20 protein-coding genes are annotated in these 24,512 nt (G+C 69.0%); 10 read left to right on the plus strand and 10 right to left on the minus strand.

Going from position 1 to position 24,512, the window contains the following annotated elements:
* Positions 1 to 38: 38 nt before the first annotated feature.
* Positions 39 to 2,324, minus strand: a complete 2,286-nt coding sequence (locus L3Q65_RS33255) for a sodium-translocating pyrophosphatase (RefSeq protein WP_237597503.1) — start codon at positions 2,322 to 2,324, stop codon at positions 39 to 41.
* 276 nt (positions 2,325 to 2,600) lie between these two features.
* Between L3Q65_RS33255 and L3Q65_RS33260 the strand changes: the two genes are divergently transcribed.
* The gene (locus L3Q65_RS33260; RefSeq protein ID WP_237597504.1) at positions 2,601 to 5,660 is read left to right on the plus strand and encodes a DEAD/DEAH box helicase; all 3,060 of its coding nucleotides are present in this window, start codon (positions 2,601 to 2,603) and stop codon (positions 5,658 to 5,660) included.
* Positions 5,661 to 5,708: 48 nt separating this feature from the next.
* On the opposite strand, the gene L3Q65_RS33265 is transcribed toward L3Q65_RS33260, so the two are convergent.
* The 8 genes from L3Q65_RS33265 to ssd form a co-directional block, all read right to left on the minus strand.
* On the minus strand, positions 5,709 to 6,329 hold the full coding sequence (locus L3Q65_RS33265) for a bifunctional DNA primase/polymerase (RefSeq protein WP_182895829.1): 621 nt from the start codon (positions 6,327 to 6,329) through the stop codon (positions 5,709 to 5,711).
* Positions 6,330 to 7,259: 930 nt separating this feature from the next.
* Positions 7,260 to 7,622 (minus strand): Rv3654c family TadE-like protein, encoded by a 363-nt coding sequence (locus L3Q65_RS33270; RefSeq protein ID WP_237597505.1) that lies wholly within the window; start codon positions 7,620 to 7,622, stop codon positions 7,260 to 7,262.
* On the minus strand, positions 7,619 to 7,957 hold the full coding sequence (locus L3Q65_RS33275) for a TadE family type IV pilus minor pilin (protein ID WP_237597506.1): 339 nt from the start codon (positions 7,955 to 7,957) through the stop codon (positions 7,619 to 7,621). Before L3Q65_RS33275 ends, L3Q65_RS33270 begins: the two co-directional genes overlap by 4 nt.
* Entirely contained in the window at positions 7,957 to 8,121 is a 165-nt protein-coding gene (locus L3Q65_RS33280; protein WP_182895832.1) for a DUF4244 domain-containing protein, read from the minus strand. Before L3Q65_RS33280 ends, L3Q65_RS33275 begins: the two co-directional genes overlap by 1 nt.
* A gap of 30 nt (positions 8,122 to 8,151) precedes the next feature.
* On the minus strand, positions 8,152 to 8,562 hold the full coding sequence (locus L3Q65_RS47715; protein ID WP_312872258.1) for a type II secretion system F family protein: 411 nt from the start codon (positions 8,560 to 8,562) through the stop codon (positions 8,152 to 8,154).
* A 281-nt stretch (positions 8,563 to 8,843) separates the two neighbouring features.
* A complete protein-coding gene (locus L3Q65_RS33290) occupies positions 8,844 to 9,596 on the minus strand; it encodes a type II secretion system F family protein (RefSeq protein ID WP_237597508.1) in 753 nt (250 codons plus the stop codon).
* Positions 9,597 to 9,917: 321 nt separating this feature from the next.
* Positions 9,918 to 11,069 (minus strand): TadA family conjugal transfer-associated ATPase, encoded by a 1,152-nt coding sequence (locus L3Q65_RS33295; protein WP_237597509.1) that lies wholly within the window; start codon positions 11,067 to 11,069, stop codon positions 9,918 to 9,920.
* Positions 11,070 to 12,128 (minus strand): septum site-determining protein Ssd, encoded by a 1,059-nt coding sequence (ssd, locus tag L3Q65_RS33300; protein WP_237597510.1) that lies wholly within the window; start codon positions 12,126 to 12,128, stop codon positions 11,070 to 11,072.
* A gap of 692 nt (positions 12,129 to 12,820) precedes the next feature.
* Between ssd and L3Q65_RS33305 the strand changes: the two genes are divergently transcribed.
* From L3Q65_RS33305 to L3Q65_RS33340, 8 genes are all read left to right on the plus strand, one after another.
* A complete protein-coding gene (locus tag L3Q65_RS33305; RefSeq protein WP_182895837.1) occupies positions 12,821 to 13,642 on the plus strand; it encodes an HAD family phosphatase in 822 nt (273 codons plus the stop codon).
* A gap of 643 nt (positions 13,643 to 14,285) precedes the next feature.
* Entirely contained in the window at positions 14,286 to 16,088 is a 1,803-nt protein-coding gene (locus tag L3Q65_RS33310; RefSeq protein ID WP_237600974.1) for a glycoside hydrolase family 3 protein, read from the plus strand.
* The gene (locus L3Q65_RS33315; protein ID WP_237597511.1) at positions 16,085 to 17,356 is read left to right on the plus strand and encodes an exo-beta-N-acetylmuramidase NamZ domain-containing protein; all 1,272 of its coding nucleotides are present in this window, start codon (positions 16,085 to 16,087) and stop codon (positions 17,354 to 17,356) included. Before L3Q65_RS33310 ends, L3Q65_RS33315 begins: the two co-directional genes overlap by 4 nt.
* Before the next feature lie 11 nt (positions 17,357 to 17,367).
* The gene (locus tag L3Q65_RS33320) at positions 17,368 to 19,122 is read left to right on the plus strand and encodes a serine hydrolase domain-containing protein (protein ID WP_182895839.1); all 1,755 of its coding nucleotides are present in this window, start codon (positions 17,368 to 17,370) and stop codon (positions 19,120 to 19,122) included.
* A 211-nt stretch (positions 19,123 to 19,333) separates the two neighbouring features.
* Positions 19,334 to 20,335: a MurR/RpiR family transcriptional regulator gene (locus tag L3Q65_RS33325; RefSeq protein ID WP_182895840.1), complete on the plus strand. Its 1,002-nt coding sequence runs from the start codon at positions 19,334 to 19,336 to the stop codon at positions 20,333 to 20,335.
* 16 nt (positions 20,336 to 20,351) lie between these two features.
* The gene (locus tag L3Q65_RS33330) at positions 20,352 to 21,281 is read left to right on the plus strand and encodes an N-acetylmuramic acid 6-phosphate etherase (protein WP_182895873.1); all 930 of its coding nucleotides are present in this window, start codon (positions 20,352 to 20,354) and stop codon (positions 21,279 to 21,281) included.
* 91 nt (positions 21,282 to 21,372) lie between these two features.
* Positions 21,373 to 22,449 carry a HoxN/HupN/NixA family nickel/cobalt transporter gene (locus L3Q65_RS33335; protein WP_182895841.1) on the plus strand — a complete coding sequence of 359 codons (1,077 nt, stop codon included), beginning with the start codon at positions 21,373 to 21,375 and terminating at the stop codon, positions 22,447 to 22,449.
* A gap of 16 nt (positions 22,450 to 22,465) precedes the next feature.
* Complete coding sequence (locus tag L3Q65_RS33340; protein WP_237597512.1) at positions 22,466 to 23,044, plus strand: hypothetical protein; 579 nt, start codon at positions 22,466 to 22,468, stop codon at positions 23,042 to 23,044.
* A 64-nt stretch (positions 23,045 to 23,108) separates the two neighbouring features.
* Here the strand turns inward: L3Q65_RS33340 and L3Q65_RS33345 are convergent, their stop codons facing one another.
* The gene (locus L3Q65_RS33345; protein WP_182895843.1) at positions 23,109 to 23,561 is read right to left on the minus strand and encodes a carboxymuconolactone decarboxylase family protein; all 453 of its coding nucleotides are present in this window, start codon (positions 23,559 to 23,561) and stop codon (positions 23,109 to 23,111) included.
* 71 nt (positions 23,562 to 23,632) lie between these two features.
* Here L3Q65_RS33345 and L3Q65_RS33350 point away from each other — a divergent pair, with 71 nt between their 5' ends.
* Positions 23,633 to 24,511 (plus strand): sigma-70 family RNA polymerase sigma factor, encoded by an 879-nt coding sequence (locus L3Q65_RS33350; RefSeq protein ID WP_182895844.1) that lies wholly within the window; start codon positions 23,633 to 23,635, stop codon positions 24,509 to 24,511.
* Position 24,512: the final 1 nt, after the last annotated feature.

A 24,512-nucleotide genomic window follows, 5' to 3' on the forward strand; every position in this document is an offset into this window, starting at 1 on the left:
GCACGCCAAGGCGTACCGGGCCCGAATGGAGCAACGCGTCAGGCTTTCGCCTCCGCCGGAGTCTCCGACATGACGCTGCCGCGCCGCTTGGACACGACGATCGCCGCGACGATCACCGCGACCGCGACGACCGCGATCACGATCCGCCACGTGGTGTCCGCGCCGCCGCCGAGCGTCAGCGTGACCACCGCGGGCGCGATCAGCACCGAGACCAGGTTCATGACCTTGATCAGCGGGTTGATCGCGGGACCGGCGGTGTCCTTGAACGGGTCGCCGACGGTGTCGCCGATGATCGTCGCCTCGTGCGCGTCGGAACCCTTGCCGCCGTGGTTGCCGTCCTCGACGAGCTTCTTGGCGTTGTCCCAGGCGCCACCGGAGTTGGCGAGGAAGATCGCCATCAGCGTGCCGGTCGCGATCGCACCCGCCAGGTAGCCGGCGAGCGCACCGGTGCCGAGCCCGAAACCGACCGCGATCGGCGCGAAAACGGCCAGCAGACCCGGCGTCGCCAGCTCCCGCAGCGAATCGCGGGTGACGATGTCGACGACCCGGCCGTACTCGGGCCGCGTGGTGCCCTCCATGATCCCGGGGATGTCGCGGAACTGGCGGCGCACCTCGTACACCACCGCGCCCGCGGCGCGCGAAACCGCGTTGACCGCGAGACCGGAGAAGAGGAACACCACTGCCGCCCCGACGATCACGCCGACCAGCGTGTTCGGGCTGACGACCTGGTTGACGAACGAGGACACCGCGGTGACCGCGCCCTCGCCGCGTTCGGCCACGGTCTTCGCGATCGCGTCCGAATAGGACCCGAACAGCGCAGTCGCCGCCAGCACCGCGGTGGCGATCGCGATGCCCTTGGTGATGGCCTTGGTGGTGTTGCCGACCGCGTCCAGTTCGGTGAGGATCTGCGCGGCCTTCTCGTCGACGTCGCCGGACATCTCGGCGATGCCCTGCGCGTTGTCCGAGACCGGGCCGAAGGTGTCCATCGCGACGATGACGCCGACGGTGGTCAGCAGGCCGGTGCCGGCCAGCGCCACCGCGAACAGCGCGACGCCGCCGCCGAGCAGGTAAGCGCCGAACACGGCCGCGCCGATCACCAGCGCGGTGTACACGGCGGACTCGAACCCGACCGAGATGCCGGACAGGATCACCGTCGCCGCACCGGTTTCCGACGTCTTGCCGACGTCCTGCACCGGCTTGTGCTCGGTGCCGGTGTAGTAGCCGGTGATGCGCAGGATCAGCGCGGCGAGCACGATGCCGATGATCACCGAGACCGTCGCGATCACCGCGGGGTTGCCGGTGTTGTGCGCGTAGCCCTCGCCGAATTCGGCGAAGCTGTTCGGCAGGTACACGAACGCGGCGATCGCCGACAGCACCGCGGAAATGACCGCGGAGATGTAGAACGAGCGGTTGATCGTGACCAGGCCGCCCTCGCCCGCGCGCGCCTTGGTGATGTAGACGCCGATCACCGCGGTGATCACGCCGATGGCGGGCACGATCAGCGGGAAGATCAGGCCGGACGCGCCGAACGCGGAACTGCCGAGGATCAGCGCGGCGACGAGCATCACCGCGTAGGACTCGAAGAGGTCCGCGGCCATGCCCGCGCAGTCGCCCACGTTGTCGCCGACGTTGTCGGCGATCGTCGCGGCGTTGCGCGGGTCGTCCTCGGGGATGCCCTGCTCAACCTTGCCGACCAGGTCGGCACCGACGTCGGCGGCCTTGGTGAAGATGCCGCCGCCGACCCGCATGAACATGGCGATCAGCGCGGCACCGAAACCGAAGCCCTCCAACACCTTCGGTGCCTGGCCGGTGTAGACGAGCACCACGATCGCCGCGCCGAAAAGGCCGAGCCCGACGGTGATCATGCCGACCACGCCGCCGGTGCGGAACGCCACGCGCATCGCCTTCTCGCGACCGCCCTCCTCGCGCGACGCGGCCGCCACCCGCAGGTTCGCCTGCGTGGCCAGCCACATGCCGAGGTAGCCGATGGTGAACGAGAACGCCGCCCCGACCAGGAAGAAGATCGACCGGCCGACCCGTTCGCTCCAGTCGTCCGCGGGAAGCGCGAACAGGAGCAGGAACACGATCACGCCGAAGATGGCGAGGGTGTTGCGCTGCCGCTTCAGGTATGCGGCCGCACCTTCCTGCACTGCCTTGGCGATGTCCTGCATCTTGGCGGTGCCCTGGCCCGCGGCCAGCACCTCCTTGAGCAGTACGTAACCGATGGCCAGTGCGACAAGGGCGACCACGGCGACCACACCGACGATGGTGTAGCCACCCCCGGTGAGCGTGATACCGCCCTCCGCGAGGAACTGCCGGGACATTCGTCCTCCTGGGAACGCCGTTTGGCCAGCGCGGGCCCGTCGTACCCGGCGCGCCTGCACTGGCGGGGATCTGTGCCGAAGGACACGCTAGCCGTGCAAGCAATGCACGTCTCACATGACGCTCGCCACAGTGGGTGTGGATCGAGGGAGTGTATTGGTAGTGATCTGCGCGTCCGCAATGCGTCCCGGCGAGAGCACGTTCGGTAACCTTGTGTGATTGGTCACTGGATCGATCTCGGCCCGGTTTTGTCGGTGCCCTGTGCGAAGCTTCGGCACGTGGTGGGAGAGCGAGGACGGAGGCTGCTGGACCGGGTCACGGCGGGGATCCCGGCGCACGAGAATCCGGTGACGCACGTGTCCCGGCTGCCGGAACGCGCGGCCCGGCACGAGCCGTGGCCGGAGTGGGCGGAGCCGTCGGCGGTCGCGGCGTTCCGTGCGTCCGGAGTCGAAAAACCGTGGCGGCACCAGGTCGAAGCGGCTTCGCTGGCTCATGCGGGCACCCACGTCGTGGTGTCCACCGGCACCGCGTCGGGGAAGTCGCTGGCGTATCAGCTGCCGGTGCTCAGCGCGTTGGCCGCGGACCCGCGGGCGACCGCGCTGTACCTCTCGCCGACGAAGGCGCTCGGCGCTGATCAGCTGCGCGCGGTGTCCTCTTTGGACGTCCCGGGCGTACGCGCGGCGGCGTTCGACGGGGACACCCCGATGACAGAGCGCGACTGGGTCCGCGCGCACGCGAACTGGGTGTTCAGCAACCCCGACATGCTGCACCGCGGCATCCTTTCGGCGCACTCCCGATGGACGCAGTTCTTCCGCCGGTTGCGGTACGTCGTGGTCGACGAATGCCACAGCTATCGCGGCGTCTTCGGCTCGCACGTCGCGCTGCTGCTGCGCCGCCTGCGCCGAGTGGCGGAGCACTACGGCGCTTCCCCGGTGTTCGTGCTGGCTTCGGCGACCACTGCTTCGCCAGCCTCCTTCGCCACGCGGCTCACCGGCGTGGAGTGTTCCGCGGTCACCGACGACGCTTCGCCGCGCGGGGCGCGCACGGTCGCATTGTGGGAGCCGCCGTTGCTGGACGAACTGACTGGCGAGAACGGCGCACCCGTCCGCCGTCCGGCCGGCGTCGAGACCGCGCGAATTCTCACCGAACTGGTCGTCGAAGGCGCTCGATCCCTGGCTTTCGTCCGCTCGCGCCGCGGTGCTGAGCTGACCGCTCTGGGAGCACGCCGCCTCCTGTCCGAAGTGGACCCTCGGCTGGCGGATACCGTTGCCGCGTACCGGTCCGGCTATCTCCCTGAAGAGCGTCGTGCTCTGGAGCAAGCTCTGCTCTCTGGCCGCCTGTTAGGTGTCGCAACCACGAACGCCTTGGAACTGGGCGTCGACATCGCGGGCCTGGATGCCGTGGTTCTGGCTGGTTACCCCGGCACTCTCGCGTCGTTCTGGCAACAATCCGGCCGCGCCGGACGTTCGGGCGATGAGGCGCTCGTGGTGTTCGTCGCCCGAGACGATCCGCTCGACACCTATCTCGTGCACCATCCGGCCGCGTTGCTGGAACGCCCCGTCGAAACCGCCGTCCTGGACCCCACAAACCCGTACGTGCTAGGACCGCAACTCGCCTGCGCCGTCGCGGAGCTGCCGCTCACCGAACCCGAGCTGGAAACATTCGGCGGCGAGGCGGCCCGCGCAGTGCTGGCGGATCTGGCCGAAGAGAAGTTGCTGCGCCGCCGTTCCAGCGGCTGGTACTGGACTTCGCGCGACCGCCCACACGGAGAAGTCGGCATCCGCGGCTCAGGCGGCGACCAAATCGCGGTGGTGGAAGCGGACTCCGGCCGAATGCTGGGCACCGTCGACCCCGGTTCGGCTTGCTACTCCGTCCATCCGGGTGCGGTGTATTTGCATCAGGGGTCGTCGTATGTCGTCGATGAGCTGGACCTGGAGACGGGTCTGGCGCTAGTGCACGCGGAGGACCCGGACTGGACGACTTCGCCGCGCGAGATCGTGGACATCTCGGTGCTGTCGACAGAAGAACAATGCCGCCACGGCGGAGTGACGGTGTGCCTGGGCGAGGTCGCGGTGACGTCGCAGGTGGTGGGGTACCTGCGGAGGCGGCCGTCGGGCGAGGTGCTGGACCACACGCCGCTCGACCTGCCAGAACAGAGCCTCCACACGAGAGCGGTTTGGTACACGGTTTCGGGTGAGCTGCTGGAGTCTCCGGCTGGGTGTGGTGTCGGCGAAGCCGCTGCTGGGTCAACGAACAGGGCGGTGGTCGATGGGCCAGGCTTGCCTGGAAGCACCTCGCCAGCTGAGAAGGAGGACGGAACTGCTGCGGGGTCGGCAGCGAGCCGGGAGGTTGGCGGAGCGGCGGAGTTAGAGGGCGCATCGCCAGCCGCCGGGAAGTCCGGCCGCGCGGGTGCGGTGTCGGCGAGCGGCGGGCCAGTCGGAGAACCGGCGGGGACCGAGAGTGCATCGCCAACCGCCGGGGGGACCGGCGGGACGACTGTCGGGTCAGCGGCTAGTCATCCGGCCGGAGAACCGGCGGAAACGGGGAGTGCATCGCCGGTCTCCGGGGCCGCTGCGGGGGCAGCGACCAGCCATGCGACGGGCGAACCGGCGGGGACCGAGAGTGCATCGCCAACCGCCGGGGCAATCGACGAAGCCGCTGCGGGACCAGCGACCAGCCATGCGACGGGCGAACCGGCGGGGACCGAGAGTGCGTCACCAACCGCCGGGGGAATCGGCGGGACCGCTGCGGGGGCAGCGGCCCGTCGTGCGGCTGGAAAACCGGTGGGGACCGGGGGTGCCTCGTCGGTTGTCGGGGTAACCGGCGAAGTTTCGGGCGATCCGGCGGCTGGGCGGGGGCCCGCTGCCGGGGTCGAGATCGGTGTTGCGGTGGGACCGGTGGGGACCGGGGGTGCTGGCAGAGCACCGGGGGGCGCCGGATTGCTTCCGGCGCGCGTCCCCGGTGCCCTGCATGCCGCCGAGCACGCGGCGATCGGCCTGCTACCGCTGTTCGCTACGTGCGACCGCTGGGACATCGGCGGGGTGTCTACCGCGTGGCACGAGGACACCGGGGAGGCGACGGTGTTCGTGCACGATGGGCATCCCGGGGGTGCGGGGTTTGCCGACCGCGGTTATGCCGCGATTGTCCCGTGGCTGGCCGCTACGCGGGAGGCGATCGTCTCCTGCGAGTGCCCGACGGGCTGCCCGTCCTGCGTCCAGTCGCCGAAGTGCGGGAACGGCAACGATCCGCTGGACAAGGCAGGGGCGGTGGCCGTACTGGGAGCCGTGCTCGGGGCGTTGCGTCAGCACGGGGAACAGTGCGGCCACGGTGGAGCGTGAAAACTTTCTTCGGTTGTCGCGTGCTGCCTGCCGGGATGGAACCGGAAATCAGGCGGCGGCGCTCTCGACCAGCATCGAGGCGTGCTCGTCGGCGAGGGCGCGGACCAGCACGTCCTGCACCTCGGCGGCGGGCGGCAGCTGCCAGCCGCACACCTCGGGCTTCACGCGCCAGTGCACGACACCGTGCTGGAACGGCGACGGCGGCAGCGGGATGTAGCTGTCCTTGCCGTGCCACTGCACGGAAATCTGCTCGGCGAGTTCGGCGGGCAGGTGCTCGGAGGGCAAGGTGAGGAACAGCCACCGGCCGTTCGGCATCGCGACGATCGGGGCCGGGTGCCCGATGGAACGCAGCAGCCGAGCGGCGCGCTTGCCCAGTTCCTGGTCCACCTCGACCGCGTCGAGCACGGTGCCGGTCGCCACGAGCAGGCTGTGCGTGCGGTCGCTGAACCAGCTGGCGACCTCGTGGGCGTGCGAACCGACCAGCTCACGCCAGTCGTCGCGCACCGGCACCGGCCGACGCCAGGTCAGGTCGTCCCCCTCCGCGGTGATCGGCTCCGGGGTCGCCCCCGGAAGCACCGGCCAGCCGCGCCAGGCGAGGCCGATCGCCTCCGCACGCAGTTCGATGCGGAAGGCGTTCCGCCAGCTGTCCGGCCAATTCGCGTCCAACATTGCTTTCCTGCCTTCGAGGTCCGGTTTTCGCGCCGTCCGGGTCGGGGCCGTGGTGGCGCACGTCTCACTAAACGGCAAGTTGCACATTGCGGGGAAGACTCCACGCGACAACCGGCCGTTACCGAGCGATGAACGCCCAGTAGCCCACTGTCCGGCCGATAACAAGGTGCCGATCACCGGCCGCTGACCCCGCCGCCCGGCCCGCGAGAACGGGCCTACCACAGGATTCGACACTTTCCCGCCCTTTCGCACGCGTACTGAGGCATACCGGCGGACTACCCGCTGACCTGGGGATTTGACCGTTCGGCGTGCGCCAGCGACCGCTGCTCGTGTTCTTCGCCACTCGTCGTCGGTGCCGGACAGGTCCGGGCGAACCGGGGGTTCCGGGGACTGGTCACCGGTCCGGCCCGTCGCCGACGAGCGGTTCCGGCGGGTGACCAGAACACCGCTGACGGCGGCCCTCGGCGACGGGGCGAGCGGGGTGTACGGGGGCGGTTGGCAGGTTGCAACTCCCTTCGGTCGGGTCGGGCGACTTCGGTTCTTGGCGCGGACCGGCGGTTGCGCGCGGGGCTCCGGCAGACGAACTAGCGGCCTAGGCGGAGGCGGATCCGGCTAGCCGAGGTACTCCCAGCGGCCGGGGAGCACTCGGGGTCGCAGAAGAACGCCGGGGCCGGGTGCAAGGAACCAGCGGCCAGTCGCTGGGACCGGGCTCCCGCTGCACCTGAATAGGGCTACCCGGCCAGCAGCGGTGGCCGCGCGAGGAATCTGCGGCCAGCTGCGGAGCACGGCTACCGGACCGGAACTCGCCGCCTCTCACCACCGCCAACGGGCCAGCACCGGTCCAGTCGCGGAGCATGACTACCTGCCGGGGCCGCGCGTCGCAGCCGCTGAGCGTGGCTACCGGGACCAGCGCCGATCGGGGTGGCTCCGTCAGGGAGGCAGGTCTACCGGACCGGCGCGGGATTTTGCGGTGGGGGCTGGCAGGCCGGGGACGGGGGTGGTCACCGCGCGGACTTCGATGAAGGCGTCGCGGTCGTGCCAGCGGCAACTGGTGAGGACTGCGCGTTCGTGGTCGGCGACCTCCTTGGCTCGGGCGCAGGCGATGGTCGGTCCGGCGGCGGCGTGGGCTGCCGCGGCCAGTGCGCCCAGGTCGGCGGCGGCTTCGGTGCGGTGACGGGCGGTGATGGCCGCGGCTAGCCACCACACCAGGACTGTCACGGAAACCAGGGTTGCGGCAGCCAGTGCCGTCCAGATCGTGGCTAGGCCGGCGTCGGGTGGCTGTTTTTCAGTCATGAGGATGGGCCTGGTTCGAGGATGGCGTAGGCGGTTGCGCTCAGGTGGAGGGCGGACAGGGCGTCGGTGGTTACTTCGGCGGTGAGGCCGTCGCCGGTGCGGTGGATGGTGAGGTGTGCGCCGTGCGGGGCAATGGTTTGGACCACTGCGTCGGCGGCGCCTGGCTGCCCGGCTGCGGTCAGACGGGCGGCTTCGCGGGCCGCATCCAGGCAGCGGAGGTGTCCGGCGATCGCGCTGGTGCCCGCGAGCAGGATCGCCAGCACGGCGGTCAGCGCGCCCAAGGACAGGGCGGCTTCTACCGTGACGAATCCGCCGTCCCGGCGACGGCTGGCCATCAGGTGGCCACCGTCAGCGCTTTTTGCACCAGGCCGGCCAACGTCGCGGAGACCGAGTCTCCGCTGAGCAGCACGTAGAGCGCCACGGCGAACGCGGCCGCGGCTACCGTGCCGATGGCGTATTCGGCGGTGGTGGTGCCCTCGTCTCCGGGCAAGAACCACATGGTCGGATTCCCTTTCTGTCGTGGATGGGTTCACAGCAGGCCGCCGATTCGCCCGGCCAGGCCGAGCACTACCGGCAGCACGCCGAGGGCGAAGAACGCGGGCAGGAAGCACAGCCCGACCGGCAAGGCCAGGGCGACTCCGGCGCGTTCGGCGCGTTCTTCGGCCTCGACGCCCAGTCCGTCGCGGATGCGATGGGCCAGGTCGTCCGCGGTCGAGGCGAGGGCCGCCCCGGACCGCGCGGTTCTGGTGGCTGCGACTGCTAACTCGGCGAAGCCCGGGCGGGCTCGGAGGGGGGTCCAGGCGGGAGCCGGGTCCGCGCCAAGGGCTAGCAGGTTTGCTGTTGCGTGCAGGGCGGTTTCGGTGCCCGGTGGTGCGCCGGGCGCTACGGCTTCCAGTGCGGTCGGGACTGGCATTCCGGCGCGCAGGCAGGCGGCGAGCATGTCCAGTACTGACGCGGAACGGAGTCGTTCGAGGACGTCGTCTGGGTTTTTGGGGTGGCGGGATCGGCGTAGGAGCCACCATGAGCCTGCGCAGGCGGCTAGTCCTGCTGGGATTCCGGTGAGGATGGTTGCGGAGACACCTACGACGATTGCCGCGGCGGGGTGCCAGACCTCTGGCCGCGGGGTGCGGGGTGGGCCTTGGGGCCGGGCTAGGTGTCGGGGCGGGGCGCTTTCTGGCCAGAGCAGTAGTGCGATGGCGGCGAGAGCGAGGCTCAGGGCGGTCATGGGGTGGGCCTGCGGTTGGTGAGGACCCTGGACCAGGCTGTTCCTGCCCATAGCAGGGCCGCGCCCGCGACCAGGAATGCTTGTCCGATAAGGGTTTCGGTGAGGACGGCCAGTGGGTTGGCTCCGATGAGCTGGCCCACCGCCAGGCAGCCGACGGGTAGCACGGTCAGCACTATCGCGCTCATGCGTGGACCGGCCATTTTTGCGCGCAAGCGGCGCGTGAAGGCGATTTCGGCGTCGACGTCTCGGCGGGCGGCTTCGAGGGCGTCGGCGATGGGCAGGCCGTGGCGGCGGGCGAGGTTCCAGGATTGGGCGACGGCGGGGAGCGCAGGCGATTCCAGGGCTCCGTCCAGGCGGGCAGCGGTGGAGAGGTTGTGGAGTTCTCCGGCTAGTTCGGGGACGGCGTCTGCAGCTGCTTCGGCGGCCGTGACCGGGTGGGCGCCGGCGCGGAGTTCGGAAACCATCGTGCGGAGGACGGTCGCGGCGCGTTCGGCACGGGTCAGGGTTTCGGCGGTTTCCCTTCTGCTGCGCCATTCCTGACGGACGGCGAGCGTGAGCAGGGCGGTGGATATCGCGGCGCCGACTCCGGCCAGCGCCGCGGCGACGACGGCTGGGGCCAGCCAGAGGGCCTGCCGGGGCGGGACGGGGAGGCGGAAGTGGCGGCGGGGTGCCGGGAGGAGGCGGTTGGGGGTGGTGGGCCAGCACAGGATTCCGGTGCCTGCGCAGAGGAACGGCCATGCGGAGATCAACGGGGTCACCTCGATGCTGGGGCGGTTGAGTGCAGTTCACGCGGGATGCATGGCTGCGGGGGCGGGTTGGGGAACGGCGGGGCGAGGAAGGTGCGCGTGTTTTGAGAGCGGCGAGATGCTGTTGGGGAGGGTGCATGGGCTGGGGGCGGCACCAGGCATGTTGGGGAGCCGCAGGAAAGTGCGCATGGTCCGGCAGCCGCACCAGGTCGATGGGAAGCGGAAGGAGGGTGCGCCCGCACCGGGGTCGGCGCGAGGTCCATTGGGTGCGAGCCGACATGCGAGCGGCTGCGCGGGGCAAGCCGGAGCGAGCGCGGCGGGAGGCTAGTCAGGGGCGGGTTCCGGGGTTGTCAGGGCAGTAAAGAGGGAGCGACGGTTGGTCCAGTGGCCGTCGCGCCAGATGGGGTGGGTTTTTACTTCTCCGTGGTATCGCTGGAGTACTGCGACTTCCGTCAGGCGGCGGCCGGTGGTTGTTCGGCGCATGTGGAGGATTACGCGGACTGCTGCGGCTAGTTGGCTGTGCAGCGCATCTCTCGGCAATCCGCCTAGGGCTGCCAAGGCTTCCAGACGGGCCGGCACCTCTGCGGGGGAGTTCGCGTGCAGGGTGCAGGCACCGCCGTCGTGGCCGGTGTTCATGGCGTTCAGCAGGGAGCACACTTCTGCGCCGCGGACTTCGCCGACGATCAGGCGGTCTGGGCGCATGCGCAAGGCCTGGCGGACCAGCTCTGGGAGTTCAATGGCACCGGCACCTTCTACGTTCGCTGGTCTGGCGACGAGGCTTACGAACTGTGGGTGGGTCGGGCGTAGTTCTCCGGCGTCTTCTACGCAGACGATTCGTTCCGTTGGCGCTACCGCACTGAGCAGGGCGCTCAGGAGCGTCGTCTTCCCGGCACCGGTGCCGCCGGTGATCAGGAAGGCTAGGCGGTGTTTGAGGATTGCTTCGAGGATGTTCAGGGCGGTTGGGTCGATGGAGCCGTGGGCTTGGAGTGTGGCTAGGTCGTGCGTCACCGGGCGTAGAACGCGTAGGGACAGGCAGGTGCCGTTCGCGGCGATGGGTGGCAGGACGGCGTGGACGCGGATTCGGCCTTGGCGGGCGGGGAGCCAGCCGTCGACGTAGGGCTGGGCGTCGTCCAGGCGGCGGCCTGCGGCTAGAGCCAGGCGTTGCGCTAGGCGGCGGACGGCGTCCTCGTTGGGGAAGCGGACGGTCGTGCGGGTGAGGCCTGTGGGGCTGTCGGTCCAGACCTGGTCAGGGGCGGTGACTAGGACGTCGGTGATGGTGTCGTCCTCCAGCAATGGGGCTAGCGGGCCTGCGCCTACGAACTCGTCTCGGGCCTGGCGGACGGCGGCTAGTACTGCGTCGTGGCTTAGGGCACCGCCGGCTTCGGCGCGGACGGCTTCGGCTAGGGCGATCGGGTCGGTACCGCGGCTCTCGCCAGCCAAGCGGTGACGGACTCGTTCTACTAGGTCGGTGGTCATTTATGCGGCCTCGGCGGTCGCGAGGGGACGGAGGTTCGCCAGTACGGCGCGAGCGGCGGTGGCCAACGCGCCCTTCGGAGGCAGGTCGAACTCGCCGGATTCCAAGGTGGCGGCTACTCGGCGTTCCGGGGCCACGTCAGCGATCAACGGCGGGCCCAGCATGCCTGCGGTTTGCGAAGCCGCGACGCCGTCGATGCGGTGTCCACTTGCGACGACTGCGAAACGCTCGGTATGCGGGCGGAGGCGGGCCAGGACTTGTTTCGCTGCCATACAGGCACGGAACTCGACGGGAACGACTAGCACGACCAGGTCAGCGGTGGAGGCGACGGCAAGTGTGCCCTCGTCGAAATGGCGGGGCAAATCGCAGACGACGGTGCGGCCGGCCCGACTGCCTGCGGCGACCACCGCGGATAAGGCGCGAGGCGTCGGGCCGTCGCCGGAACGGCCGCAGGACAGCACGGGGAGCTTGCCGCGGCTGGGAAGTGAAGCGATCAGGGAAGGAACAGACACTCGGCCGGACAGCCGAACTTCGGGCCAGCGCAGGCCTTTCGTGTGTTCCAAGCCCAGCGGGAGATCCAATCCGCCGCCTAACGGGTCGCAGTCGACTAATAGCGCGGAGTCGGTGCGGGCGGCTTCGACGGCGACTGCGGCAGCCAGTACCGAGGTGCCGGAACCGCCTCGGCCGCCGACGAAAGCGATTACTGGGCCTGGGGATTCGGCCGGCTCGTCGGTGACGTCGGCGAACGCGCCGGTCAAGCCTGCTTCGTCGTCGGGCAGGCTGAAAACCCGGCGCGCGCCTAGGGCGGCTGCACGGCGCCAGGTATCCAGGCCGGGTGCGCCTTTGCAGACCAGCACGACGCTGTCGCGTGCCGGCATTGGCGGGCCGTCGACCGAAATGTCCTCGTCTAGCACCACGAGCGGAGCTCGCGTCCATCGTCCGCGTGCGGCAGCTAGATCTGGCGCGTGGTCGAACTCGCAGCCGACTACTGCGGCGACGCGGCGGATCTCTTCGAACACGGTGCCTTCGCCGGAGACGACGAGCGGATGTGCGGTGGCCATGTGCCCCTCCCCTGGGTTTCGCGGGCCGGACTTCCACCGTGGCTCACCGCCAGACGGCACGGCAATGCCCGTTTTTCCGTCATGTGGATAACCCGGGGGTTGTGGACAACTCGGGGTGCGAAATCGATCCAGCGCCGCGGACTGTCGGCCCGCACAGGACAATGCACGGCTCCGCGCATTCGGACGAGAAAACGATTGCTGCGGAGAAACTCCGGAAAATCAAGAGGAAAGAAGTAAATTTGCCGCGCCGGGCCGAGTAAGGGGTGCCACGGCCGGAGAAAACACCGGAAAGGTAAGCGCGCGGTTAATTGATCTTGCCCGTAAGGCGCGCGGCGAACGACCGAGACCGCCCAGGTCAGGGCGGCAAACACCGGCGGCACAACGTTTTCGGGGCAGACCTGAAAATTGTTCGCCGATGGGGAAAACGGAGGAGAATAGAAGGCGGCCCTCGCCAGGGGGGAGGGACGAGGGCCGCCAGGGGTTCAGCCCCGGGGGGTCGGACTGAACCAGCCCGGTTCAAGACCGGGTCCGTTCACTGTAACTCCGTTAGCTATGAGTTGGCTGTGTGAGTGACACATACGATTCGATAACGGCACCCGAGGCCGCAAGCGAGCCGATGTCATCGATTTTCCGGCCGTCGCCACGACCGGTGTGCTGCCAACAACGCGGCCCGGTACGCCTATCCTGATCACGTGGCCGAACCCCGCAGCGAAGAAGCACCCCGGCGCGTAGCCGCCTTCTTCGATCTCGACAAGACGATCATCGCGTCTTCCAGCGCGCTCGCGTTCAGCAAGCCGTTGCTGCGCGAAGGACTGATCAACCGCCGCGCGGCGCTGCGAAGTGCTTACGCGCAACTGGTTTTCTCGCTCGCCGGCGCGGACGCGGACAAGACCGAGCGGATGCGCGCCGAGGTTTCCGCGTTGTGCGCGGGCTGGGATGTCGCACAGGTTTCCGCGATCGTGCGCGAAACCTTGCACGACGTAGTCGATCCGCTCGTTTACGTAGAAGCGACCGACCTCATCGCACAGCACCTCGCCGACGGGCACGACGTGATCGTGCTGTCCGCGACCGGCGAGGAGGTCGCCGCTCCGGTCGCGGAGATGCTCGGCGCGACCCGCTGCGTCGCCACTCGCATGGAGATCGTCGACGGCCGCTACTCCGGCGAGGTCGATTTCTATTGCTACGGCGAGAACAAAGCCGTCGCCGCGAAGCAGCAAGCCGCCACGCACGGCTACGACCTCGCGGACTGCTTCGCCTACACCGATTCCAGCACCGACATCCCCCTGCTGGAGGTGGTGGGCCACCCGCACGCGGTGAACCCGGACAAGCTGCTGCGCCGCACCGCGGACGAACACGGCTGGCCGGTTCTCGCGTTCGAGCGGCCGATGTCGCTGCGCACCCGGATCCCGGCGAAGTCCGCGGGGATGGTCGCGCTCGGCGTGGGAGCCGTGGCGGCGGGCGCGACCTGGTACAGCCTGAGCCGGCGCCGCCGGTCCCGCGGCACCGGCGACTGAGCACCCGCACGGCGGTACCAATCCTGCGGTTTCCGCAGCTAGGTCCGTTGCTGAGGGTGGTGTTGTCACCGGATCGAGCCTCTGTACCGGTGCACCCGTACGCGCACTTGAAGTGACCGCGCTCACGGCGTAGAAAGTAGGTGCGGACGTTGATTCGGCCAGGACAGAGGTAGAAGAGAAGCCTCTGTCACCCCGGGCAACCTCCGTGCGCGGACTCCGGGTACCCACGCGCAGCACGCCGCGGGAGGCTCGTCGTCTAGGGACTGCGTACCGGGACGCCGGACGCCGAGTCCATGAAGGTACGACCAGAGTTGCACGCTTGGTCGCCCGAGATGTTCGCGCTGACTGGCGGCGCCCGTTGGCCTCGGCTGACGGGCGCCGCCAGTGTTATGTCCACGGCGGCGTCATCCACGGCCCCGCGCGGCAGGACCGAGCAAGGCTCGATGAAATCCGCGCGCACGCCGTCCTCCCAGGTGAACCCTCTCGTTCCTGCGCTCGGCCGATGGACAACCCCGTATCGCGGTGAGTAGCTTCCCGATACCGGTGCTGCCCGGTGGACGCTTCACGACTCGCGTCCGCACCCGCGGCAGCACGCGACACTGGGAGGCAATTCGTGACGAACCGACTCGCGCGCACGCGGAGGATGCAGGTGTTCGCCGTTCCCCTTGCGGGGGTGCTCGCCGTCGGGGGGTTGAGTTCCTCGGCGTTCGCGGCGCCGAAACAACCGCAGCAGACACCGCAAGAAACGGGCGCGCAGCTCGACGCCGCGGCCGCACAGGCGCTGCGCGGCATGAGCCTGGAAGAAAAAGTGGGGCAGCTGTTCGTCACGTGGGTGAACGGCAAGTCCGCGGACGAGGTCAACCCGAAGAACCAGACCGACTTCGGCGTCGACACCGCCGCGCAAGCCGTGCAGAAGTACCACCTCGGTGGCGTTATCTACTTCAACAACTCGAGCCGCGACAACTTCGACGACCCCACGCAGGTCGCGAAGCTGTCCAACGGCCTGCAGCGCGCGGCCATCGCCAGCGGCGCGCACATCCCGCTGCAGATCGGCACCGACCAGGAGGGCGGCACGGTCACGCGGATGGGCGCGCCCGCCACCGAGTTCCCCAACTCGATGGCTATCGCCGCCGGACGCGACACCGGCAGCGCGACCACGGCCGCCACGATCCTGGGCCACGAGCTGCGCGCGGTCGGGATCAACCAGGACTACGCGCCGGACGCGGACGTCAACTCCAACCCGGCCAACCCGGTCATCGGCGTCCGGTCGTTCTCCGGACGACCGGACCTGGCCAGCAGTTTCGTGACCGCGGAGGTCAAGGGCTACCAGAACTCGGGGCCGGCGAGCCAGACCGTCTCGTCCACCGCGAAGCACTTCCCCGGCCACGGCGACGCGGCCACCGACAGTCACACGGGGTTGCCGAAGATCAACCGCTCCGAGGCGGACTGGCGCGCGATCGACGTGCCGCCGTTCAAGGCCGCGATCGCCGCTGGCATCGACTCGATCATGAGCGCGCACATCCAGTTCCCGAGCCTCGACCCGTCCGGTGAGCCCGCGACGCTGTCGAAGCCGATCATCACCGGCAAGCTGCGCGGCGAACTCGGCTACAACGGCGTAGTGATCACCGATTCGCTCGAGATGCAGGGCGTGCGGGAGCTGCACAGCGACGCCGAAATCCCGGTCCTCGCCTTGAAAGCGGGCGTGGACCAGCTGCTCATGCCGGTGCACCTGGACGTCGCGGTCAACGCCGTGCTCGCCGCGGTGAAGTCCGGCGACCTGCCGATGCAGCGGATCGACCAGAGCGTGCTGCGGGTGCTTAAGCTCAAGCTGAAGCGCGGAATCCTGTTCTCGCCGTTCAACAACCCTGCGCAGGTCATGAAGAAGGTCGGCACGCCGGAACACCTGGCTGCCGCGCAGGGCATCGCCGACCGTTCGATCACCGCGATCGCCAACGACGCCGGGGTGCTGCCGCTCAAGCAGAAGCCGTCGTCGGTGCTGGTCACCGGCTGGGGCGCGACCACGACGCAAACGCTTGCCGATCGCTTCACCGCGCACGGCACGAAGGCGACCGCGCTCGCGACCGGGCAAACCCCGACCGACGCGCAGATCGCCGAGGCCGCGGCAGCCGCGAAGCAGAACGACGTCGTCGTGGTGCTGACCAACAACCTCGGCGGATTCCCGTTGCAGGGCAAGCTGCTTCAGGCGTTGATGGACACCGGCAAGCCGGTGGTCGCGGTCGCCGCGCAGATTCCGTACGACGCCGGTTACGCGAACCCGGTGCCGACCTGGCTCGCCACCTACGGGTACATCACGCCGTCGCTCGAAGCGTTGGCGAAGGTCGTGCTCGGCGAGACGAAGCCCAGCGGGAAGCTGCCGGTCGACGTCCCGGCCGGGGCGGACGTGCACACCGTCAAGTACCCCTTCGGACACGGGCTGACCTGGTGACTCTCAACCGCAGGAATTTCCTGGCCGTGCCGGCGCTCGCCGTCCCCGTACTGGCGAGCGGCTCAACGGCAGCACAAGCGGCACCCGAAGCACCGCAAGCCGAATTGCAACACCGGGTGCTCACCGGTGCTGAACAGTTCGCCGCGCAGGGCTGGCGTCCGCTCGCCGGACGCAAGCTCGGCGTGCTGTCCAATCCGACGGGCGTGCTCGCCAACGGCGACCACATCGTCGACTCGATGGTCGCGGCGGGCGTACGTCCCGTCGCGGCCTTCGGGCCCGAGCACGGCTTCCGCGGCAGCGCGCAAGCCGGTGGCTCCGAAGGCGATTACACCGACCCGCGCACCGGTATCCCCGTGTACGACGCGTACGGCGCGAACGCGGCGAAGCTCGCTTCGCTGTTCCAGAAGGCCGGAGTGGACACTGTCGTCTTCGACATCGCTGACGTCGGCGCGCGCTTCTACACCTATATCTGGTCGCTGTACACGGCGATGGTCGCCGCGGCGAAGGTCAACGCGGCCTTCGTTGTCCTGGACCGGCCAAACCCCATCGGCGGGCGGCTGTCCGGCCCAGTGCTCGACCCGAAGTTCTCGTCCGGTGTCGGGCTGAAGCCGATCGCACAGCAGCACGGCATGACCGTCGGCGAGCTAGCACGGTTCTTTGCCGCTGAGTTCCTTCCAGGCGAAGACGTGAAGCTGGCGAAGCTCGAAGTCGTCCAGGTACGCAGGTGGCGACGCGACAGTTTCTTCGCTGACAGCGGTCTGCGTTGGGTCCTGCCGAGCCCGAACATGCCAACGCCGGACACAGCGCTCGTGTACCCGGGCACAGGCATGTTCGAGGGCACTGTGTTCTCCGAAGGACGCGGCACGACCCGACCGTTCGAGATCATCGGCGCGCCCGGCCTCGACTGGCGTTGGCGCGAAGAGCTCGAGAAGCTCCGCCTGCCGGGCGCGGCGTTCCGAGAGATCTACTTCGTGCCCACCTTCGGCAAGTTCGTGAACGAGCCCTGCGGCGGCGTACAGGTCACCGTCACTGATCCGCGGGCCTTCGACGCCATCAGCACCACCGTTTCGATGTTCGTGACGGCCAAGCGCGTCGCGCCCGACAAGTTCGGCTGGCGGCCGGACCACATGATCGACAAGCTGTCCGGGTCCGACCGGCTGCGCACCATGGTCGACGCCGGCGCCGGGGTGGACGAGATCACCGGCGCGTGGCGCGCCGAACTCGCCGACTTCGCCCGCAGCCGCCGCCCCCACCTGATCTATCGCTGAGGAGAGCGGTCATGCGTGCTAGGAAAGTGCTCGTCGCGACATTGGCCGTACTGGTCGCGGCCACGACGACCGCGGGAGCAGCCACGATCGACAACCGGCACGGCGGCTTCGCCGGGCGTTTCGACCGTCCGCAGCACGGGTTCGCACCGGCGAGCACGAAGCTGCGCGACGGCAGTCCGAGCGAGGTCAACCTCGATCCGCAGCCGATCCGCGACGCGGAACAGTTCCTGAAGAGCTGGACGCAGCCGGACGCGAGCGGGCATCCGCACTTCTCCGGCGCGGTCGGCCTGCTCGCGCACGACGGCGTGGTCGTGGACCGTTACGCCGTCGGCGGCGCGCTCCGGTACGCCGACGCCAAGGGCACCGAGCTGCCGCCGGACCAGCAGGTCCCGATGCGTGACGACACCATTTTCGACATGGCGTCGATCTCGAAGCTCTTCACCTCGATCGCCGCGCTGCAGCTGACCGAACAGGGCAAGCTGGACGTCAACGCGCCGGTCGTGCGTTATCTGCCGGAGTTCGGCGTCAACGGCAAGCAGGACGTCACCGTGCTGCAGCTGCTCACGCACACCTCCGGGTTCGACGCCGATCCGTCTCCGTCGCTCTGGCAGGGCTATCCGGACATCCCGTCGCGGCGCAAGGCGGTGCTCGACAGCCCGCTCAAGAACGCGCCGGGCAGCACGTACTTGTACTCCGACCTCAACATGCTCACGCTCGGCTTCCTGATCGAGAAGCTGTCCGGCAAGCCGTTGGACCAGGTGGTGCACGATCGCATCACCGCGCCGCTCGGCATGGTCGACACCGGGTACAACCCGCCCGCGTCGAAGCTCTCCCGCATCGCCGCGACCGAGTACGAGACGACCCCGCCGCGCGGGCTGGTGCGCGGACAGGTGCACGACGAGAACGCCTGGTCGCTCGGCGGCGTCGCGGGGCACGCGGGCGTGTTCTCCACGGCCGGCGACATGGCCCTGCTCTCCCAGGCCATCCTCAACGGCGGCAGCTACCGCGGGCACCGGATCCTGCGGCCGGACACCGTCACGAAGATGCTGACGAATTACAACCAGCGCTTCCCCGGCGACGAGCACGGCCTCGGCTTCGAACTGGACCAGCCCTGGTACATGGGCGCGCTGGCGTCGCCGATCAGCGCGGGCCACACCGGCTTCACCGGCACCACGCTGGTCATCGATCCGGAATCGCGGTCGTTCGCGTTGCTGCTCACCAACCGCGTGCACCCCACGCGCACCTGGGGTTCCATCAACACCGCCCGCCAGGTCTGGGCGACCTCGCTCGCGAAGGCGATGGCCGTGCGGCCGGTCGCGGGCCCCGACGCCTGGTACGCAAGCCTGGGAAACAACGGCGTCGCTACGCTCAGCACACAACCGCTTCCAGCGGGTGCGCCACTGCGCGTGTCCTTCGCCGCTTTCGTCGACACCGAGGGCCCGAGCGACCCGTTGCAGCTCGAATCGAGCACCGACGGGGTTAATTGGCAACCTGTTCCGCTTCAGGCCCGTGGCCCGGGTGCACCCGATGACGAGACGTCCGCACTCGGCGGACACGGGCACCGCTCCTGGTGGCGGGTGTCCGCGGAGGTGCCCGCGTCCTCGGCTACCTCGCTCCGGTGGCGTTACAGCACCGATCCGAATTACACGGGACGGGGAGTTTCCCTCGATAGTGTGAAAGTCACCCAACGCGGCCACGTCGTTCTCGATGGTGAGCGAAACCCCTCGGAGCTGGCCTCTTCGGGCTGGAAATTGAGCGCTCGGTAGGCACCCCGCCGCGCATTGCCACCTTCGTGTCCCCACTCAGTGGAACAAGACTCCTTCGCTAGACACACTTAGTTGCCAAGTCGTTAGCTTGAGGTCGTTAACGCCGTGGACTCGGTTGGCGACTTTCTTGACAACGATTAATCGCAAACCGAAGTCCGCAGACACGGACGGGTTGTGGTTCTGCCGAAGGATGTGGGTAGCCTTGTCGCAAATGCCAACGGTTAGTAACTTTCCGACGGCGGATGATGCGGGATCCGTAATCAGCAGCGCACCCTCCGAGCACCTCGCAGGTCAGGCGACGGCGCGCGACGCGGATGCGAGCCCCCTGGTCCGCATTCGCTCGCTGCTGCCCGGACTCGCCCGGGCCGAGCAGCGGGTCGCGAAGGTTGTCCTGGAAGACCCGGCCGCTGTCGCGCGCCGCAGCATCACCGAGGTCGCGCTCGCCGCGAACACCTCTGAGACCACCGTTACACGCTTCTGCAAGGCCGTCGGGGTCGGCGGCTACCCGCAGCTGCGCATCGCGCTCGCTGCGGACACCGCCCGTACCGAGGCGCGCACCTCGCGCAACCTCGGCGGCGAGATCGGCCCCGGCGACGACCTGGCGTCCGTCATCGGCAAGGTCAGCTTCGCCGACGCGCGCGCCGTCGAAGAGACCGCAGACCAGCTCGACGTCGCCCAGTTGCAGAGCGTCATCGACCTCGTCGCCGAAGCAGGCCGGGTCGACGTGTACGGCGTGGGCGCAAGCGCTTTCGTCGCCGCTGACCTGCAGCAGAAGCTGCACCGGATCGGCCGCGTCAGCTTCTCCTGGTCGGACACGCACATCATGCTGACCTCGGCCGCCGTCCTGAAGCCGGGCGACGTCGCGGTCGGCGTCTCGCACACCGGCGCGACCACGGACACCGTCGAGGCGCTGCGGGTCGCGCGCGAGCACGGAGCGGTGACCGTCGCGGTCACCAACTTCCCGCGCTCGCCGATCACCGAGGTCGCCGACCACGTACTCACCACGGCGGCCCGCGAAACCACCTTCCGGTCCGGGGCGACAGCCAGCCGGATCGCCCAGCTGACCGTGATCGACTGCCTCTTCATCGGTGTCGCGCAGCGGCACATGGAGGCGTCGGTCAGCGCGTTGGACGCCACGAGGGACGCGGTCGGCTCGCACCGGCTCGGGGTCAGACCCGACGGTCGTCGTCGTCCGCGGGAAACCGGCAAATGAACCAAGAAGCGAGGATCTGATGTCCGTCCCCTGCCAGACGGTGCACGTCGATTCGCCTACCGAACAACGAAACCCGCGCACGGTGGACATCGATCTGATGTCCACCATGGGGATCCTCGGCGCGATCAACGCCGAGGACCGCCGGGTGCCGGACGCGGTGGCCGCGGTGCTGCCGCAACTGGCCCGCGCGGTCGACTACGCCGTGGATGCGCTGCGCGGCGGGGGGCGCGTGCATTACGTCGGCGCGGGCACCTCGGGCCGACTCGCGACACTCGACGCGGCTGAGCTGGTGCCGACGTTCAACGTGCCTGGCGACTGGTTCGTCGCCCACCACGCGGGCGGCGAGAAGGCGCTGCGGCAGGCCGTCGAGAACGCCGAGGACGACGCGGACGCCGGCGCGGCGGAAATCGCCCTGTCGGTGCAGCCGGGCGACTTCGTGCTCGGTCTCGCGGCCTCCGGGCGCACCCCGTACGTGCTCGGCGCACTCGCCGAGGCCAGCCGGATCGGCGCGCACACCGGGCTCGTCTCGGCGAACCCGCGCGCCGCGCAACCGGCGGGCGTGGACGTCCTGATCGCCGTCGCCACCGGTCCCGAGGCCATCGCGGGCTCGACCCGGATGAAGGCGGGCACGGCGCAGAAGCTGATCCTCACCGCGTTCTCCAGCGCGACGATGATCAAGCTGGGCAAGACGTACTCGAACCTGATGGTGAGCATGCGCGCGACGAACGCGAAGCTGCGCGGCCGCACCATCCGGATCCTGCAGGAAGCCACCGGCATGACGATGGCCGACTGCTCGGACGCGCTCACCGAAGCGGGCGGCGACCTCAAGGTGGCGCTCGTGCACCTGCTGTCCGGCAGCGACGTCACCCGCTCCGCCGAGGCGCTCTCCGCGGCGGGCGGGCACGTCCGCAAGGCGCTCGACTCGCTGCACCTGCGCGCCGGCTGAGCTTTACCCGATTGTCCGTGAAGGGCCCCTTGCGGGAATCTGATTCCCGCAAGGGGCCCTTCACGGCTTTCCGGCGAGCGAGAGGACGGCGATGACGCAGCGGCTCACTCGCGGCGACCGGTGGTCGATCGGCGGCATGGCGGCGGTGATCCTGCTGCTCAACCTCGTCGGCTGGGGTTTGCTCGTACTGGTTGTCGCGCCGGAGCATTACGCGCTCGGCGCGGGCGGCACGTTCGGCATCGGCCTCGGGGTCACCGCGTTCACGCTCGGCATGCGGCACGCGTTCGACGCCGACCACATCGCCGCCATCGACAACACCACGCGCAAGCTGATGGCCGACGGGCAGCGTCCGCTGTCGGTCGGGTTCTGGTTCTCCCTCGGGCATTCGACGATCGTCTTCGCGCTGTGCCTGCTGCTGTCGACGGGCGTCCGCGCGATCGCCGGGCAACTGGAGGACGGCGGCTCCGCGCTGCACGAGACGACCGGCCTGATCGGCACGTCGGTATCCGGGATTTTCCTGTACCTGATCGCGATCATGAACCTGGTCGTGCTCGTCGGGATCGCGCGCGTGTTCGCCCGGATGCGCCGCGGCGAACTGGACGAGGCGGAGCTGGAACGCCATCTCGACAACCGCGGCCTGATGAACCGGCTGTTGCGCGGGGCCACCAAAGCGGTGCGGAAGCCGTGGCACATCTATCCGGTGGGAGTCCTTTTCGGACTCGGTTTCGACACCGCGACGGAAATCGGATTGCTCGTCCTCGCCGCGGGCGCGGCCGCGTTTTCCTTGCCCTGGTACGCGATTCTCGTGCTGCCGATCCTGTTCGCCGCCGGAATGAGCCTGTTCGACGCCGCCGACGGCGTGTTGATGAACTACGCATACGGCTGGGCGTTTTCCCGGCCGATCCGGAAGATTTATTACAACCTCACGGTTACCGCGCTTTCCGTGGCGGTCGCGCTCGGCATCGGGACGATCGAACTGGTCACGCTGCTCGCCGAGAAGCTCGGCATCACGTCCGGCCCGCTCGCCGCGATCGCCTCGGTGAACCTGGACTACGTGGGCTTCGCGATCGTCGGGTTGTTCGTCGTCACCTGGTTGGCCGCGTTCGCGATCTGGAAATTCGGGAGAATAGAGGAGAAGTGGGCCGCGCGCCTGGGTACCGCCGACTGACACCTCAGGGGGCACCGTGAAGAGACAAGTGCTGGTACTGGCCAGGGCGCTGGCGCTTGTGCTCCGCAGGCAGACCGACGTGCCGCCGGACGGCGTCGCGATCCACTACAGCCGCACCATCCGCCCGATGTTCTGGGTGATGCTGGCGGTGAACCCGGTCGACATCGTCATGGTCGAGGTCGTGGTGAAGTCGGCACCGGTGCGGATCGCGTTGCTGGTGCTGGAAATACTGGGCGCGCTCTGGTTCCTGGCCCTCGTCGCGACTCTCTACAAATATCCGCACTCGGTCGGCCGCGACGGGCTGCGAGTGCGGTATCTGTCCTTCTTCGACCAGCGGATCCCGTTGGCCAGCATCGATTCCGTACGGCAGACGAGCCGGTCGCTCAAGGCGCGCGGCAGCGTCAGCGTGCCCGAAGACGGGGTGCTGGCCGTGGGAATCAGCCAGGCGACCAACCTCTCGATCGCCCTGCGCGAACCGCGACTGGTCGATCTGGGCCGCAAGGGCACCGTCGAAATCACCCAGCTCGACCTCTGGGCCGACGATCCGCGAGCCGCCGTCGCGGCGATCCGGGATCAGTTGCCCGCGAGCGTGTGAAGCTGCCGGGGGCAGCGGCGGATCCCCCTGCCGCCGCCCCGGCAGTACCCCCAGTACCCCAGCGTCAGAACGAGCCGACCGGCTGGCGGATCGCGGCGTTGAGCCGGTTCCACACGTTGATGCCCGCGATGGACAGCAGCAGCGACGAGAGCTCCTTCTCGTCGTAGATGTCCGCGGCTGCGTCCCAGACCGCGTCCGGGACCGGGTCCGTCCGGTCGGCCAGCCGGGTGACGTGCTCGGCCAGGTCCAGCGCGGCACGCTCGGCGTCGGTGAAGTACGGCGATTCGCGCCACGCGCCGACGCCCCAGATCCGCTCGTCCTTCTCGCCTGCCTCCTTCATCTCCCGCGCGTGCATGTCGACGCACATGCTGCAGCCGTTGATCTGGCTCACGCGCAGGTGGATCAGGTGGTGCGTGGTCGCCGGGACCGTGCTGTCGTTCGTGGCCTTGCTCAGCGCCATCAGCGCCTTCATCGCGTCCGGCTGAACCTGGATCGGGTGGGTCATCCGTGCCTGCATGGTGATCTCCTCCTGTCACGTCCGCCGTGTTCGGCGGGTCTTGTCAGTAGGACCCGGCCCGAGGAGAAGATGTGACAGTGCGGGACGAAAAACAGGACGAGAATTTTTGGGCGGCTCAGTTCGAGGAGCATCGGCCCAGGTTGCGAGCGGTGGCGTACCGGATGCTCGGTTCGTTCGCCGAGGCCGACGACGCCATTCAGGAGACCTGGCTGCGGGTGACGCGCTCCTCGGGAGAGGACGTCCGCAACACCGGCAGCTGGCTGACGACGATCGTGTCGCGCCAATGCCTCAACATGCTGCGCTCGCGCGCGACCCGCCGCGAGGATCCGCTGGACATCCGGGTGCCGGACCCGGTCGTGGAGACCGGGGACGGCGTCGATCCGGCGGAGCAGGAGGTCCTCGCGGACTCGGTGGGCCTCGCGCTGCTGGTGGTGCTGGAAGCGCTCGACCCGGCGGAACGGCTCGCCTTCGTCCTGCACGACATGTTCGCCGTGCCGTTCGACGAGATCGCGACGATGCTCGACAAGAACACCGCCGCGGTACGGCAGCTGGCGAGCCGGGCGCGCCGCCGTGTGCAGGGCGTGACCCCGGCGGGTCCGGCGGATCGAGCGCAGCAGCGCAAGATCGCGGACGCCTGGCTCACCGCAGCGCGCGGCGGCAACTTCGAGGGGCTCGTCGCGCTCCTGCACCCGGACGCTCTGCTGCGTGTCGACACCGGCGGGCTCGGCTCGAAGGTCGTGCGCGGCGCGGCCGAGGTCGCGGGCAGCGCGTCGCAGTTCCGCCCGGTCGGCCTGGTGTCGCAGTACGCGACCGTCAACGGCGGCCCCGGCATTGTCGCCCTGCGCGACGGGAAGCCGGTTTCGGTGCTGTCGTTCACCGTGTCCGACGGGTTGATCACGGAGATCAACATCCTCGCCGACGTCGAGCGAATTGCGGCGCTGAACTTCTGAG

This window comes from Amycolatopsis sp. FU40 (assembly GCF_021903635.1).
Lineage (GTDB): Bacteria > Actinomycetota > Actinomycetes > Mycobacteriales > Pseudonocardiaceae > Amycolatopsis > Amycolatopsis dendrobii.